Source organism: Plantibacter flavus (assembly GCF_002024505.1).
Taxonomy (GTDB): domain Bacteria; phylum Actinomycetota; class Actinomycetes; order Actinomycetales; family Microbacteriaceae; genus Plantibacter; species Plantibacter flavus_A.
Genome location: NZ_CP019402.1, coordinates 3,547,748 through 3,561,996, shown reverse-complemented (window position 1 = coordinate 3,561,996; position 14,249 = coordinate 3,547,748). Strand labels below are relative to the sequence as shown.

16 protein-coding genes are annotated in these 14,249 nt (G+C 70.1%); 5 read left to right on the top strand and 11 right to left on the bottom strand.

Annotated features, from left to right (window positions below; genetic code table 11):
• Window positions 1-15 precede the first annotated feature (15 nt).
• On the top strand, window positions 16-312 hold the full coding sequence (locus tag BWO91_RS16365; RefSeq protein WP_064296149.1) for a pyrimidine/purine nucleoside phosphorylase: 297 nt from the start codon (window positions 16-18) through the stop codon (window positions 310-312).
• 108 nt (window positions 313-420) lie between these two features.
• Here BWO91_RS16365 and BWO91_RS16360 read toward each other — a convergent pair whose 3' ends face one another.
• From BWO91_RS16360 to BWO91_RS16350, 3 genes are all read right to left on the bottom strand, one after another.
• Entirely contained in the window at window positions 421-822 is a 402-nt protein-coding gene (locus BWO91_RS16360; RefSeq protein WP_064296142.1) for a hypothetical protein, read from the bottom strand.
• 51 nt (window positions 823-873) lie between these two features.
• Window positions 874-1,578 carry an ABC transporter ATP-binding protein gene (locus tag BWO91_RS16355; protein ID WP_079003312.1) on the bottom strand — a complete coding sequence of 235 codons (705 nt, stop codon included), beginning with the start codon at window positions 1,576-1,578 and terminating at the stop codon, window positions 874-876.
• A gap of 61 nt (window positions 1,579-1,639) precedes the next feature.
• The gene (locus tag BWO91_RS16350; protein WP_079003311.1) at window positions 1,640-2,725 is read right to left on the bottom strand and encodes an ABC transporter permease; all 1,086 of its coding nucleotides are present in this window, start codon (window positions 2,723-2,725) and stop codon (window positions 1,640-1,642) included.
• 176 nt (window positions 2,726-2,901) lie between these two features.
• On the opposite strand from BWO91_RS16350, the gene BWO91_RS16345 reads away from it, so the two are divergent.
• Complete coding sequence (locus BWO91_RS16345) at window positions 2,902-4,167, top strand: sensor histidine kinase (RefSeq protein ID WP_079003310.1); 1,266 nt, start codon at window positions 2,902-2,904, stop codon at window positions 4,165-4,167.
• Complete coding sequence (locus tag BWO91_RS16340) at window positions 4,160-4,816, top strand: response regulator transcription factor (RefSeq protein ID WP_079003309.1); 657 nt, start codon at window positions 4,160-4,162, stop codon at window positions 4,814-4,816. The genes BWO91_RS16345 and BWO91_RS16340 overlap by 8 nt, the downstream gene beginning before the upstream one ends.
• A 91-nt stretch (window positions 4,817-4,907) precedes the next feature.
• Here BWO91_RS16340 and BWO91_RS16335 read toward each other — a convergent pair whose 3' ends face one another.
• The 7 genes from BWO91_RS16335 to BWO91_RS16305 form a co-directional block, all read right to left on the bottom strand.
• On the bottom strand, window positions 4,908-6,278 hold the full coding sequence (locus BWO91_RS16335) for a cryptochrome/photolyase family protein (RefSeq protein ID WP_079003308.1): 1,371 nt from the start codon (window positions 6,276-6,278) through the stop codon (window positions 4,908-4,910).
• A 105-nt stretch (window positions 6,279-6,383) separates the two neighbouring features.
• Window positions 6,384-6,944 carry a methylated-DNA--[protein]-cysteine S-methyltransferase gene (locus BWO91_RS16330; RefSeq protein ID WP_079003307.1) on the bottom strand — a complete coding sequence of 187 codons (561 nt, stop codon included), beginning with the start codon at window positions 6,942-6,944 and terminating at the stop codon, window positions 6,384-6,386.
• Window positions 6,941-8,443: a DNA-3-methyladenine glycosylase 2 gene (locus BWO91_RS16325; protein WP_240555553.1), complete on the bottom strand. Its 1,503-nt coding sequence runs from the start codon at window positions 8,441-8,443 to the stop codon at window positions 6,941-6,943. Before BWO91_RS16325 ends, BWO91_RS16330 begins: the two co-directional genes overlap by 4 nt.
• 89 nt (window positions 8,444-8,532) lie before the next feature.
• Entirely contained in the window at window positions 8,533-8,964 is a 432-nt protein-coding gene (locus tag BWO91_RS16320) for a MarR family winged helix-turn-helix transcriptional regulator (protein WP_064294625.1), read from the bottom strand.
• Between the two features lie 378 nt (window positions 8,965-9,342).
• Window positions 9,343-9,711, bottom strand: coding sequence for a hypothetical protein (locus BWO91_RS16315; protein ID WP_079003306.1), 369 nt, complete (start codon window positions 9,709-9,711; stop codon window positions 9,343-9,345).
• Window positions 9,704-10,321 carry a hypothetical protein gene (locus BWO91_RS16310; RefSeq protein ID WP_064294648.1) on the bottom strand — a complete coding sequence of 206 codons (618 nt, stop codon included), beginning with the start codon at window positions 10,319-10,321 and terminating at the stop codon, window positions 9,704-9,706. The genes BWO91_RS16315 and BWO91_RS16310 overlap by 8 nt, the downstream gene beginning before the upstream one ends.
• Window positions 10,318-10,878, bottom strand: coding sequence for an RNA polymerase sigma factor (locus tag BWO91_RS16305; protein ID WP_079003304.1), 561 nt, complete (start codon window positions 10,876-10,878; stop codon window positions 10,318-10,320). Before BWO91_RS16305 ends, BWO91_RS16310 begins: the two co-directional genes overlap by 4 nt.
• Window positions 10,879-11,060: 182 nt before the next feature.
• Between BWO91_RS16305 and BWO91_RS16300 the strand changes: the two genes are divergently transcribed.
• Both BWO91_RS16300 and BWO91_RS16295 read left to right on the top strand, forming a co-directional pair.
• On the top strand, window positions 11,061-12,335 hold the full coding sequence (locus tag BWO91_RS16300; RefSeq protein WP_079003303.1) for an AI-2E family transporter: 1,275 nt from the start codon (window positions 11,061-11,063) through the stop codon (window positions 12,333-12,335).
• Window positions 12,335-13,342, top strand: coding sequence for a DMT family transporter (locus BWO91_RS16295; protein ID WP_079003302.1), 1,008 nt, complete (start codon window positions 12,335-12,337; stop codon window positions 13,340-13,342). Before BWO91_RS16300 ends, BWO91_RS16295 begins: the two co-directional genes overlap by 1 nt.
• An 81-nt stretch (window positions 13,343-13,423) precedes the next feature.
• Here the strand turns inward: BWO91_RS16295 and BWO91_RS16290 are convergent, their stop codons facing one another.
• A complete protein-coding gene (locus BWO91_RS16290; RefSeq protein ID WP_079003301.1) occupies window positions 13,424-14,131 on the bottom strand; it encodes a winged helix-turn-helix domain-containing protein in 708 nt (235 codons plus the stop codon).
• Window positions 14,132-14,249: the final 118 nt, after the last annotated feature.

Here is a 14,249-nt window from a genome sequence, read left to right as displayed (position 1 = left end):
GACGAGAGGCCCCTGATGCTGACGAGCAACGAGTACTTCGACGGCAACGTGAAGTCGATCGGCTTCACCACGAACGAGCCCGGTGCGGAGTCGGCCAGTGTCGGAGTGATGGAGCCGGGGGAGTACACCTTCACCACGGGCAAGGCCGAGGAGATGTCCGTGATCTCCGGCAAGCTCCGCGTGCTGCTGCCGAACACGAGTGCGTGGCAGGACTTCGGGCCCGACGCGCAGTTCAGCGTCCCGGGGAGCAGCAGCTTCCAGGTCGAGGTCGAGGTCACCACGGCGTACCTCTGCCGTTACCTCAACATCTGAACGCCCTTCGACACTTCGACAGGCTCAGTGCGGCGCAGCTCAGGGACCGGTTGGGGTGCGCCCTCCGAACGGCTCAGGGGCCGGTTCGGTTCGTCCGAGTGTCCCGGCTCAGGACCGGTCGACGACCTCGAGCGTGAGGACGACGGTCGAATCGTCTGAGCTGTTCGTCAGTGTCACCGTCGTGCTCCCGACCTCGAGCGGCTGCAGACCGGGGTTGAAGGACGCGCCGCCGCGGGAGCCGCCCGGCACGTACTCCGCGATCGACGGATCCTCGATCTCCGCGGACCACACGGTCGGATCGACGGCGACGAGGTCCACCACGTTGTCGAGGCCGACGGTGACGGTGCGGCCGTCCTGATCGACGAGCTGCACGATGACGGGTGCGATCACGCCGGCCTCGCTCGCGGAGCTCTGACCGGAGGGTGAGTCCGCGCCACCGGTGCAGGCGCTCGTGCCGAGCACCGCTCCGACGATCGCGATCACGGTCAGCCCACGGGTGGCACGGCGCATGGCGGTCCTCTCTCGACGTGACCTCACCCTACCGCCGGGCGACGGAGGACCTCAGGACCGCAGGGCCAGCGCGTCGGCGGCGGCGCTGAGCCGACCGTCCTCCATGACGAGCACCTGGTCCATGCGGTCGAGGTGGCTCCGATCGTGGGTGACGAGCAGCGTCGCGGCGCCCGAGGTAGCGGTGAGTTCGAGGATGAGCTCGATGATCGCGGATCCCCGCTCGTGGTCGAGCGCACTGGTCGGCTCATCCACGACGAGGGCGTCGGGCTCGTTCATGAGGGCGCGCGCGATGTTGACCCGCTGCCGCTGACCACCCGAGAGCTGATGCGGCCGCTTGCCGGCCTGGTCGCCGAGCCCGACGGCGGCGAGCAGCATCGTGGCCCGCTCGCGGGTGCGCGTCCGGTCGGCCCGCGACGTGCGGCCGCCGAGCGTCCCGAGGACGCACAACTGCTCGAGGGCCGTGAGCGACGGCAGCAGGTTGGCCTGCTGGAACACGATGCCGAGCCTCGTGCGGCGGAAGTCGGTGGCCGCACGGCGGTCGAGGGAGGTGACGTCGACCCCCGCCACCTCCACCAGGCCGCTGTCGGGCCGGATGAGGCCGGCTGCGACGGCGAGCACACTCGACTTCCCGGAGCCCGATGGCCCGGTGAGCGCGGAGACGGTCCCGGCCGGGACGGTGAGGGTCGCGTGGTCGACGGCGGTGACGCGGTGGTCGCCGTCGGGGAAGGTGAGGGTGACGTCGGTGAGCGAGATCATGCGGAGACTCCGATGGTGACGAGGGCGGGTGCGAGGAAGGAGACAGGGAGGTCGGGCGCGTTCACCGGTTGCCGCCGAGCGCGGTCAGCGGGTCGGCCGAGAGGATGGACCGCAGGGCGAACGCCGCTCCGATCAGACCGAGGGCGATCATGATCACCCCGGGCACGAGCGTCGTCAGTGGGCTGAGCACGAAGGGCAGTGCCGTGCCCGCCGCGGAACCGAGTGCGGCGGTGATGCCGATGCCGAGCCCGACACCGATGACGAGGAGGACGAGCGCCTGGCCGAGCGCATCGAGCGACAGCCGACGGGTCGTCGCGCCCAGCGCTTTGAGGATCGCCACGTCGCCCGCGCGCTGCATGGTCCACACCGTGAAGAAGGCTCCGATGACGAGCGCGGAGATCCCGAACAGCATGGCGACCATGAGGAGGAGCGATCCGATCTCGGAGCGGAACGAGCCGATCGCGAGCAAGGAAGACAGGACGTCCTTCGACACCGTGCCGGTGGCCTGCTCCGCCTCCGTCACCGCTTCGGCGCTCGGGTTCCCGGCGATGGCGAGCGCGGTCGCTCCGTCGCCGGGGGACCCTTGCGCAGCCTGCAGCGACCGCCACTCGGCCAGGCTCGTCCAGACGACCGGCGTGTGGCTGTACCACTGGTCGTCGACGACCGATCCGACCTCGAGTTCGCTGCCACCGATCGAGACGGTGTCGCCTCGGGAGACGTGGAGGGCCTCCGCGGCGGTCCGGCTCAGGCGGGCGGTCCCGTCGGCGGGCACGTCGACGGTGCGACCCGCGACGGCGTCGCCACTGATCCCGAACAGCGCCACGGAGGTGCGCGCGTCGTCCGTGGTCATCCGCGTCTGGCCGATGCCGAGTTCCTGGACACCGTCGACTCCGGGGACCGCAGCCCACGTCGTGGCCGCGTCCGCGTCGATCGCGGAGTCCGCGAACGTCGCCTGCTCGCCGTCGGACGGGGCCGCAAGGACGATGCTCGACGCACCCAGCCCGGTGATCGCCGAGATGTTCTGGTTCGCCAGCCCTGCGGTGAGGCCGCTGAGGAATCCGACGAGCAGGGTGATGAGGGCGACGACCGCCCCGATCAGCACGAAGCGACCGGTGGCGAAGCGCATGTCGCGCCAGGCGACGAACATGGGGACTCCTTGTCAGCCGCCCGACGGCGTCTCCGTGGTGCGGCGTGGTTCCAGCCTCGTCGCGTCGCCGAGCCAGGGCATCGTCGGACGGGACGGTCCTCCGGCGCTGTCGGGTGGAGGCGACGTTCCACCTTTCTGATGATTCGCGACGACGATCCCCGCCGTACGCTGGGCGGATGAAGCACTCGGCACTCAGCCCCGTGTTCACCGGCCTGCAGCTCGGCCTCCACGGCCTCGTCACCGCACTCATCGTGCTCGTGATCGCGCGATCCGTCTCGGTCGGTGGCCAGGCGGCCCTCACGGCGATCGTCCTCGCCGTGGGCATGCTGCTCACCTACGCCGCCGGCGCCGTCCTCGGCGGTCGGGTCCGCCGTGCGGTGGCCGTCAGCGGCACCACCGATCGCGACGCTGCTCCTGTCGGTGTGCGTCGAGGTCGGGTGTCCGTCCTCGCCTGGCTGGTGCTGCTCAGCGTCGAGTGGGTGGTCCTCGTCCTCCTCAGCCCGGATGCCGCCTACCTCGTCTTCCCGTTGTTCTTCCTCTATCTTCACCTCCTGCCCAGGGCCGTCGCGGTGCCCGCCGTGGTGATCGCCACCGTCGCCGCGGTCGTCGCGATCGGCCTGCACGCCGGCTTCAGCGTCGGGGGAGTCGTCGGCCCGCTCGTCGGTGCGGCCGTGGCCGTCGCGATCGGACTCGGTTACGAGGCGCTGGCCCGGGAGGCGGCCGAGCGGGAGCGACTCATCGCCGAGCTCGTCGCGGCACGCGAGGAGCTCGCCGAGCGGGGGCGGCAGGCGGGCAAGCTGGCGGAGCGCGAGCGCCTCGCCGCAGACCTCCACGACACGGTCGCCCAGGCCCTGTCGAGCATCCAACTGCTCCTGCACGCGGCCGAACGCTCCGCTGCCGAGCAGCCGGGCACGGAGCAGCTGCGTTCGCACATCGGGCTGGCCCGGGACGCCGCGGCGACGGCCCTCGCCGAGACGCGCAGCCTCATCGACGAGCTGAGCCCGCCGGCGTTGGTGGGCGCGACGATCGCGGACGCACTCGGTCGGCTCGCCGAGACGACGACCGCCCAGAGCGGCACACCGGTCTCCACGACGGTCACCGGCGATGCGTTCGTCCTCGGCACGCCGGTGACGACCGCGCTCCTCCGGGCTGCGCAGAGCAGTCTCGCGAACGTCGTCCGGCATGCCGGAGCGAGCCGGGCGGACGTCACCCTCACCTACCTCGACGAGGAGGTCATCCTCGACATCGACGACGACGGGGTGGGGTTCGATCCGGCGAGGGTCGCCGAGCGCACTGCGGGCGGCCCGTTCGGCATGACGTCCATGCGCCGTCGCATCACCGAACTGGGTGGCGAGGTCGAGGTGCGCAGTGCGCCGGGCGCCGGCACGACCATCACCGTGCGGTTCGCAGCACCAGGAACGGAAGGGGCCGCCCATGCGTGACGATGCGACCGTTGTCGGCGAGCCGCCGGTCATCCGGGTCGTGGTGGCGGACGACCACCCGATCGTCCGAGCCGGACTCCTCGCGGTGCTCGCGCCGATCGCCGACATCGAGGTGGTCGGGACCGCATCGACCGCAGCCGAGGCTGTGGCCGCCGCACCCGGCGCCGACCTCGTCCTCATGGATCTGAGCTTCGGCGATGGTCCGACGGGGATCGATGCGACGAGGGAGATCGCGTCGCTGCCGGGCGGCCCGTCGGTCCTCGTGCTGACGAACTACGACTCCGACGCCGACATCCTCGGCGCGATCGAAGCCGGAGCCGCGGGGTACCTGTTGAAGGACGCCGCCCCGGAGGACCTCATCGACGGCATCCGCTCGGCGGCCGGCGGGAACTCGGTGCTCGGGCCGGCGGTGGCGACCCGTCTGGTCGCCCGGGTGAGTGCACCGCAGCAGGCGCTGAGCGCGCGGGAGATCGAGGTGCTCGCGCGGGCGGCCGAGGGGCTCACCAACCTCGAGATCGCCGGGCGACTGCATGTCGGGGAGACGACGGTGAAGTCGCATCTCGCGCACATCTACACGAAGCTCGACGTGTCGAACCGCTCGGCGGCGATCGCCGCGGCCCAGCGCGCCGGTCTCTTCCGCACCCGCTGACCCCCACCCCGGTCCCTGAGCCCCACCCCGGTCCCTGAGCCCCACCCCGGTCAGTGAGCTTGTCGAAGTGTCGCAGGACGACGGCCCGGAGCTACGCCCCCTTGACCTGCTCGTACGCCGCGAGCGCAGCCTGCCTCGTCTCGCCGAGGTCGACGATCGGCTCGGGGTAGTCGTCCGTCCCGAACTCGGGCACCCACCGCTTGATGTACGCGTCGTCGGCGTCGAAGCGTTCGCGCTGTCGCTCGGGGTTGAAGATCCGGAAGTAGGGCGAGGCGTCGAAGCCACTGCCGGCCACCCACTGCCAGTTGAAGGGGTTGGACGCCGGGTCGGCGTCGACGAGCGTGTCCCAGAACCAGTCCTCGCCGAGCTTCCAGTGGATGAGCAGGTTCTTGGTGAGGAACGACGCCGTCACCATCCGGATCCGGTTGTGCATGGTGCCTGTCGCCCACAACTCCCGCATGCCGGCGTCGACGAGCGGGATCCCGGTCTTGCCGGTCTTCCACGCGTCGAACGCCTCCTGGTCGACGTCCGGCCAGGGGAACCGGTCGAAGGCCTGACGCCAGTTGCGCGTCGCGAGGTCGGGGAAGGCGTAGAGGCAGTGGTAGGCGAACTCGCGCCAGCCGAGCTCCTTGAGGAAGGTGGCGCCGTCGTCGCCGAGGTGTCGGCGTCCGTCGCGGGCGGCGTACCAGATCTGCGGCGAGCTGATCTCGCCGAAGCGGAGGTGCGGGGAGAGCCCCGAGGTCGACGGCTGGGCCGGGTAGTCGCGATCCTCGGTGTAGCCGGAGACGCCACCGCCGAGGAAGTCGGCGAGCCGTGCGTCGGCGCCGGCCTCGCCCGGCGTCCACTGCTCGCGCAGTCCCCCCGCCCAGTCGGGCTTCGTCGGAAGCAGGTCCCAGGACTCGAGCTCGTCGCCGGCGGGCGGCTCCGACATCGACGTCAACGTGGTGGGTGCGGGGAGCGGGTGCCTCGGCGGGTTCGCCGCGTGTCGCTGGAGCGACGCCTTCCAGAACGGGGTGAAGACGGAGTACGGCTGGCCCTGGCCGGTGACGATCTCCCACGGCTCGGCGAGGAGGTTCGCGGCGAAGCTGCGCGCGTCGAGGCCGGCATCCTTCAGCTCCGACTTGATCCCGGCGTCGATCTCCCGCTCGGCCGCGCCGTAGCGACGGTTCCACAGGACGGCGCCGGCGCCGATCGAGTGGGCGAGTTCAGGCACGATGGTCGCCGCACTTCCGGATCGGAGGAGCAGCGTGCCGCCGAGACCACGGATGTCGTCTCCGAGGGCTTCGAGGCTGTGGTGGAGCCACCAGCGGGACGCCCCGCCGAGCGGTCGCAGCTCCTCGCTGTCGTCGAGCACGAACAGGCAGAGGATCGGGGAACCGAGCTCGACCGCCGCGTGCAGTGCGGGATTGTCCGCCAGGCGGAGGTCGTCACGGAACCATACGATCGTCGGTGCGGCAGCCATCCCGTCAGCCTACGCGGACGATCCGTTCGCTCCGGAGGGTTGACCGAACCCGCCCGTTCCGGTCATCGTGCCGTCCGGTGTCACCGTATTGGTCGAGGTGCCCGCTCAGCTCAGCGCGGCCTCGCGGTCGAGCAACGACCGCTTGACGTCGAGTCCCCAGGCGAACCCGCCGAGCGTCCCGTCGGTCCGGAGGACGCGGTGGCACGGGACGAACAGAGCCGGAGCGTTCGTCGCGCAGGCGCTCGCCGCAGCGCGGACCGCCGACGGCCGACCGCTCGCCGCGGCGAACTCCGTGTAGGTCACCGGGTGTCCCGCGGCGATCGTCCGCAGCACCGTCCAGGCGTGCGTGCGGAACGGGCCGCCGAACTGGGCGACCGGCACCACGTCGATCGCCGTCAGGTCGCCGTCGTAGTACGCGCGGACGGCGTCCATCGCCCCGATCGTCCCCGCCACCGTCTCGCCGGGGCGGTCGGCGGGTCGGATCCGTTCGAGCATGACGTCGATGTCGTCGGACCACCCTGAGGAGAGCACCGCCCCGTCCTCGCGCGCGAGGATCGTGAAGGGGCCGTCCGGGGTGTCGACGGTCTGGCTGGTCGCGGTGAGCTGTGCGCCGGACACGTGGCCGTCACCGCGGCGGATCCTCGTGCTGGAGATGATGGTGGTCATGCTGCTGGACCTTTCTCGAGGGCTGATGGTGCGGAGGACGGTGCCGGTGTGGAGGCCGCCTTCCACAGGTGGAGGCAGAGATAGGAGCGCCATGGGGCGAAGGCGTCCGCTTCCGCGGTGAGCGTGCGCGCGTCGGAGGGCAGACCGAGCCGGCCCGCACCCGTGCGGACGGCGACGTCGCCGGGCAGGAAAGCGTCGGGGTTGCCGAGCACCCGCATGCTGACGTAGTCGGCCGTCCACGGACCGATCCCCTTCATGGCGAGCAGGCGGGCTCGGAGCTCGTCACGGTCGTCACCGAAGCCGATCGCGAGTTCACCGGACACGAGCGCCCCTGCGACGCCGAGCAGGCTGTCGATCCGCGCTCGGGGCCCGACGAGTGCGGCCTCCCCGCCGTTCGCGATCTGCGACGCCGTCGGGAAGAGCCGGTGCAGTCCGTGTCGTTCGGGGACCGTCGTGCTCACCTCGTCCGCGAGACGACGGAGCTGGGTGCGCGCCGCGGCCACGGTGATCTGCTGCCCGACCATCGCCCGGACCAGCATCTCCTCCGGGTCGACCGCCCCGGGGAGTCGGATGCCCGGTGTGGCCGCGACCGAGGCGGCGAGACGCGGGTCCGTCGCGAGGACGGCGTCGGCGGACGTGGGGTCGGCGTCGAGGTCGAAGAGCCGACGGACCCGCGAGACGAGCACCGGCAGGTCGGCGAGGTCCGTCACCTCGGCGGTGAGTCGGAGCTCGTCGCCGACCTGCCGGACTTCGAACCACGCCGTGCCACCGGGGAGGGCGAGGAGCCGGGCGTAGTGGTCGGGGCCCGCGAGCTCGACGCCGTCCACCGCCCGTGGGGCGAACCACGCGAAGACGCCCGCTGCGTCGAACGGGCGGCGGAACGGCAGGGTCAGGGTGATCGAGCCGGGGGCGTGTTCGCCGACCGTCCGGTGTTTCGCGCGCAGCTCACCTGGGGTGAGCTCGAACACCTCCCGCATCGTGTCGTTGAACTGCCGGATGCTCGAGAACCCGGCGGCGAAGGCGATGTCACCGAAGGGGAGGTCGGTGCCGGTCAGCAGCTGTCGAGCACCCTGCGCACGGTGGGCACGTGCCAGCGCGAGTGGACCCGCGCCCAGCTCGGCGCTGAGGATCCGTGTCAGATGGCGGCTCGAGTACCCGAGACGCGAGGCGAGCCCGGGGACACCTTCGCGTTCGACGACGCCGTCGGCGATGAGGCGCATGCTGCGCGCGGCGACGTCGTTACCGAGGTTCCAGGCGGGCGTGCCCGGGACGGCCTCGGGCAGGCACCGTTTGCACGCGCGGAAGCCGGCCTCGTGCGCTGCAGCGCTCGTCGCGTAGAAGGTGACGTTCTCCGGCTTCGGGGTCCGAGCCGGGCAGGACGGCCGGCAGTAGATCCCCGTGGAGCTCACGGCCGTGATGAACTGCCCGTCGAAGCGCTGGTCGCGGGCTTGGATCGCGCGGTAGCGTTCGGCGAAGTCCATGCTCCGGGTGTCGTCCATGATCCGAGTCTGACATGCGCCACCGGGTCGGACGAGCGGAAATCGGACACGACAGTGGGGGCCGTCCGCGTCGGGTCAGTCGGCGCGGCTCACGCTCCGCGGAGCTTGTCGCTGAGCGCCGCGAGGGTCGCCATCTCCTGCGGGCTGAGCGAGGTGGTCACGCGTTCGGCGATCGTCGCACCGTGGGCGATGGCGACCGCACGGTAGACCTCGTATCCCGCGTCGGTCATGCGGACGAGGGTGCCGCGGCCGTCGTCCGGGTCGGGGCATTTGCCGACCAGCCCGCGCGCGACGAGCCGGTCGACCAGACGGCTGATGCTCGGCTGCGAGAGCAGCACACTCGAGTTGAGGTCGCGCAGACGGATGCGACGATCGGGCTCCCGCGACATCGTGTGCAGGACGTCGTACTCGTTGAGCGAGATGCCGTGGCTCGGGAAGTCGTGCGAGATGTGGCGCATCACGTCGACCTGCGCGCGGAAGAGTGACTCCCACGCGGCGATCGCGAGTCGCCTCTCGTCCATACCTGCTCCCGCTGCCGTCCGACGATCCACCACCTGAATCTATCCTGGACGGACGTCGAGCCGCGCGTCGGGACGAGGTGGTTGCGATCCGTATCGTCTCCGGACATGACGAGAGCCGGTCGCAGAGGCTACGACCGGCTCTCTTTCCCTTGCACCAAGAGTGTCCTGCAATCACATTCCGTCAGCTGCCACAGCAAAACAACTAACGTTCCAAAACCATATAACGGATCGGTAACGAGCGGTAGTTATCAGAACGTTATTTTTACTGGGAGTTGTCCGAGTGCGCTACCAGCGCGGAGCGCGAACGCAGGACGAACCCCTGGAAGCCGGACGCAAGCCGATCCGCGTTCCTGTCGCAGCGCGGACCCTGCCGTCGGGTCAGTCCTGGGAGCCGCTCGGGACGACGTCGATCACGCGGACGGTGATGGACGGAGCGCCCTCGCCGGGGGACGAGGGGAGCCGGTCCGCGATGGCGCGGTGGACTGCCTGCGCGACGGCAGGGGAGGCCGCCTCAGCTGCCACGGAGATGTTGGTGTTGACGGTCAGGACGCCTGTGACGCGCCTGACGCTCACCCGTGTCTGCTGATCGGGCGAGCCGAGCAGTGCTCCGACGCCCTCCTTCGCGGCCCGGAGCAGTGTGGGCTCGACGGCGGTCAACCCGTCGACGCCCGGTACCGCCAGCACCACGTCGTCGAGTGAGCTCGCGAGCGCTCCGAGATCGTCGTCCGTCTCCGTCAGGTCATGCATCGTCCCCCACCTCTCCGATCTCGTCGGCCTCGAAGTGCAGGTCGTCGACGACGATGTCGAGTCCTGCCACGACGAGGTCCGTGTGCTGCTGGAGGCTGGCTGCGACCTCCTCGCGGAACAGCGAGACCGTCTCGGCGACCGACTTGCCCCAACCGATGCTCACGGTGACATGGAGCATGATCGGTTCGCCGACCACGGTGACGTCGCCCTCGAGCACGCAGCGACCCACGAGCACGCCGGGGGTGCGGTCGCCGGCACCGCGGACCAGCCCGCGGACCGTGCCCTCCGTGATGACGAGCGCCGCGTCGTCGTCGGATGCGGCGAACGGGATGTCGCGCCCGGCCTTCGCCTCGCGGCCGATGTTCTCCATGATCCCGCGGATCCAGTCCTGGTCGAGCGCGGTGACCGCCGCCTCGTCCGCCTCCCGCAAGGGCGTGGCAAGCGCGCGGACGCGTCGAAGCGACCGGAGGATCCGCTGGCATTCCGGTGAGTCGTCGATCGACGGGTCGGCCGGCAGCATGTCGCGTTCGAGGTAATCCGTGAGGGCGTCGATGCCGTGCGCGCAGCCGCCCGGCTCACCCGGTCCGGGGCCCGGAATATCGGTGTTCATCGCCACCCCTCCATCTCCTTGACCAGTGTCGCCCGAGCCCGTGCGAGACTCCCTCGGACGCTGGCGACGCTCTGCCCCAGTTGTTCGGCGATCTCCTCGTACGAGTATCCGCCGATCTCTCGGAGCACCCAAGCCTGGTGCTGTCCGTGCGGCAGTCTGTCGAGTGCTGCTGACAGTGCTCCCAGCTGCGACGATGCCTCGGCCTTCCGTTCGGGTCCGTCGCGCTCCGGGGCCTCGATGATGGCGTCGTCGGTCGACTCGGTGTCCTTGCGCTGCCGCATGAGGTCGATCGCTCGACGGCTGACGATGCGCATCAGCCAGCTCTTGACCATCGCGCCGTCCTCGAGCGTGTCGATCCGCTTCCAGGCCGAGATGAGCGCCTCCTGGACGACGTCGTCGCCGTCCGCCGAGGAACGCGTGAGTCGCACGGCGTACGCCTTCATCATCCGGCCGTAGCGCGTGATGAGCACCTGGAACGCGCGGGTGTCGCCGTCGACGCACCGTTCGACGAGGGTGCGGTCGGTCGCCTGCTCGAGGAGGCCGGCCGATGTGCGCATTGGATCAGCTCCCACCGTCGCACCACCTCTCTGTTCCGGCCCGAGGCGACTTCCGCCGATTTCGTCGTACCGGACCGTGACATCAGCGGGTCGGGCTCCGTCTCACTACTGTAGGCACAGAGCGGCGGTCCATGTGAACGCCCCCAGCACCACGACGGCATCATCACCGAGGAGACCGCACCATGAAGACCCCCAAACTCCGGTTGCCCGGGTTCTCCTCCACCCCGGAGGAACGCGAAGCCAGGCGCGCCAAGCACCAGGAAGCCAAGCAGGAGCGTGCGGCGAAGGCCGCCGCATCCTCCCCGCCGTCGGCCGCCGTGGTCGCCGCCCTCCAGCCGTCGGCTCCGAGCGTCCGTATCAACGCGTTCCGGATCGGACTCGTGGGTGGCATCGGCGTCCTCGTCGCGCTCGTGATCGGGAGCATCGTGTCGCAGCTCAGCACCACGCTGATCTACGTCGGCGTCGCGCTCTTCATCGCGCTCGGCCTCGACCCGCTCGTGTCATGGCTCGAGCAGAAGCTGCCGCGCGGCCTCGCCATCGCCGTCGTCTTCCTCGCCGTGATCGGCGCGTTCGTCGGGATCATCTTCGCCATCGTGCCGTTGCTCGTGACGCAGATCTCGAACTTCGTGAGCGACTACCCCCGGATCTCCCAGCAGTTCCTCAACAGTGACTTCGTCGCGTGGGTGCAGAACACGATCGGGAACACGCTCGACATCGACTCGGCGCTCAACGACGCGTTCTCCTTCCTCAAGGACCCCAACAACCTGCTGAACATCGGTGGCGGCATCGTCGCGGTCGGAGCGGGGGTCGCGTCGGGAATCACCGGCTCGATCATCGTCCTCATCCTGACCCTCTACTTCCTCGCCTCCCTGCGGTCGATGAAGGCCGTCACGTACCGGTTCCTCCCCGCCTACCGCCGCGAGGGCTTCGCGCAGGTGCTCGAGGAGATCACCCAGGCCGTCGGGCGCTACGTGGTCGGACAGGTCGGACTCGCCTTGGTCAACGGCGTGCTGAGCTTCATCTTCCTCAGCATCATCGGAGCGCCGTTCCCGCCGCTGCTCGCCCTGCTGGCGTTCATCGGATCGATGATCCCGCTCGTCGGCACGCTCAGCGCCTCGATCGTGAACAGTGCGCTCTGCCTCTTCGTCTCGCCGGTGACGGCACTCATCGCGATCATCTACTACCTGATCTACATGCAGATCGAGGCGTACTTCCTCAGCCCGCGCATCATGAACAAGGCGGTCGCCGTCCCCGGAGCCCTTGTCGTGATCGCGGCGTTCGGTGGCGGCGCCCTCGGTGGCATCCTCGGAGCCCTCGTCGCGATCCCGGTCGCCGCGTCGATCATCATCATCGTGCAGAAGGTCATCTTCCCGAGCCAGGACTCCAAAGTGGTACCGGAGAACAAACTCGGTGACGCCGAGACGGCGGCCGTCGGCACGAGTGCGGCGGCGAAGTGATGGCGGCCACGTCGTTCCCGGCCCTTGCGGCCGGCGCCCTGCTGCTGTCTGGTACAGCCGGTGTCGTCGCGCAGTCCGCCCGCACTGCGGTCGACATCGACATCCCCACGATCAGTGTCACGCCGTACCAGGCGATCGGCATCCCGATCGCGCTCGTCGGAGCGTTCTTCCTCGCGGTCGGGACGCAGTTGCAGTCCCGCGGTGTCGGCAAGGTGGAGGCGGCGTCGTCGGCCTTCGGTCTGAAGCAGCTGCCGCAGCTCCTCGGGCGTCCGTCCTGGCTCATCGGGACGTTGCTCCTCGGCCTGGCGATCGTGTTCCAGCTCGTCGCGCTCGGCTTCGCTCCGCTCATCGTCGTGCAGCCCCTGGGGGCGATCGCCCTCGTGATCACGGCGCTCCTGAACGCCAGGGTCACCCGGGTGAAGATCACGAAGGAGCAGACCCGCGCGATGGTGCTCTGCGTCGCCGGTATCGGTCTCTTCGTCATCGTCGCGGCGCTGTACGCGGTGGAGGAGCCGATCCGTCAGCCGCAGCTCATCATCATCCTCATCATGCTCGCGGTCGTGACCGCTGCACTCGCGGCGGCGTACGCCCTGTGGCGGCGGAAGCTGCACACCGTCTTCTACGTGGTCGCAGCCGGTGTGCTGTACGGCTTCGTCGTCACGCTCGCGAAGGTGGTCATCAACCGGGTGATCACGCAGAACTTCGAGGGGCTCACCGTCGTCGGCATCATCGGCCTGCTCGTGGCCGCCGGGCTCGGTGGCTTCTTCGTCCAGAAGGCGCACCAGAGCGGGCAGCCGGACCTCGTGGTCGCCGGACTCACCGTCGTCGACCCGCTCGTCGCGGTCGGCATCGGCATCGTGGTGCTGGGCGAGGCTTCGAACGCCCCCTGGTACGCCCTCGTGCTGTTCGTCGTCGCCGGAGCGGTGGCCGTGTTCGGCGTCTGGAAGCTCGCGATGCGACCGGTCCCGGCTCCCGGCGACAAGCCGAAGAAGCCCCGCGTCATCTGACGCAGAACCTTCGACGGGCCCGGTGAGTGGAACACCCACGCACCGGGCCCGTCGTCTCGTCGGTGGGGCCGCCGAACCGGCTCAGAACAGGTCGGGCGACGGGGTGCTGGCGTAGCGGATGGAGACGTCCGCGTGGCGGTCGAAGCGGTAGCCGACACCGCGCACGGTGCGGACGATGTCCTCGTAGCGGCCGAGCTTGGCGCGGAGGCGACGAACGTGGACGTCGATGGTCCGCTCGTTCGGAACCTCTTCGTCGTCGCCGGCGCGCCACAGCGAGGAGATGAGCTCCGCGCGCTCGATCGTGCGTCCCTCGCGGAGGACGAGGTACTGGAGGAGCTCGAACTCCTTGTACGTGAGCGGCGCGGCCTCGTTGTCGAGTACCAGGCGCTTTCGGGAGATGTCGACGACGACACCCGCGTGGGCGCGGTCCTGCTCCTCCTCGTCGACCTCGTCACGGTGGGCCGCGAGTGCCGAGGGGTCCTGCAGGGCGAGCCGGACGACGTCGAGGTCGCGGCCGCCGGCACCGCGCGGGGCCAGTGCGACGGCTGCGTGCGTCTCGGCCTCCGGGGCGAACTGGGCGGTCAGGGCCTTGATGGCCTCGACGATCTCACCGAGGCTCGTGCCGGCCGCCGCCGCCTTCGCCTCGTCGAGGCCGACGTAGAGGACGAAGCCTCGGGCTTCGGGGCCGGCCGGAACAGCACGGACGTGCGGGGTCGCGGCCCGAGGTGCGTCCTCGACGGCGGCGAGCTGGCGGGTGGGGCGGGTGGTCTGAACGGCTGCAAGAGACATGGGTGCGAGGTCCTCGGGAGTGATGATGCTGCGACGGATCGTGCGCGGTGCGCTCGGGGTGATCCCGCTTGCCGGTGGGCAGTTGCGGTCCCGCGATCCGGGAAGTGGCGCGTCGGCC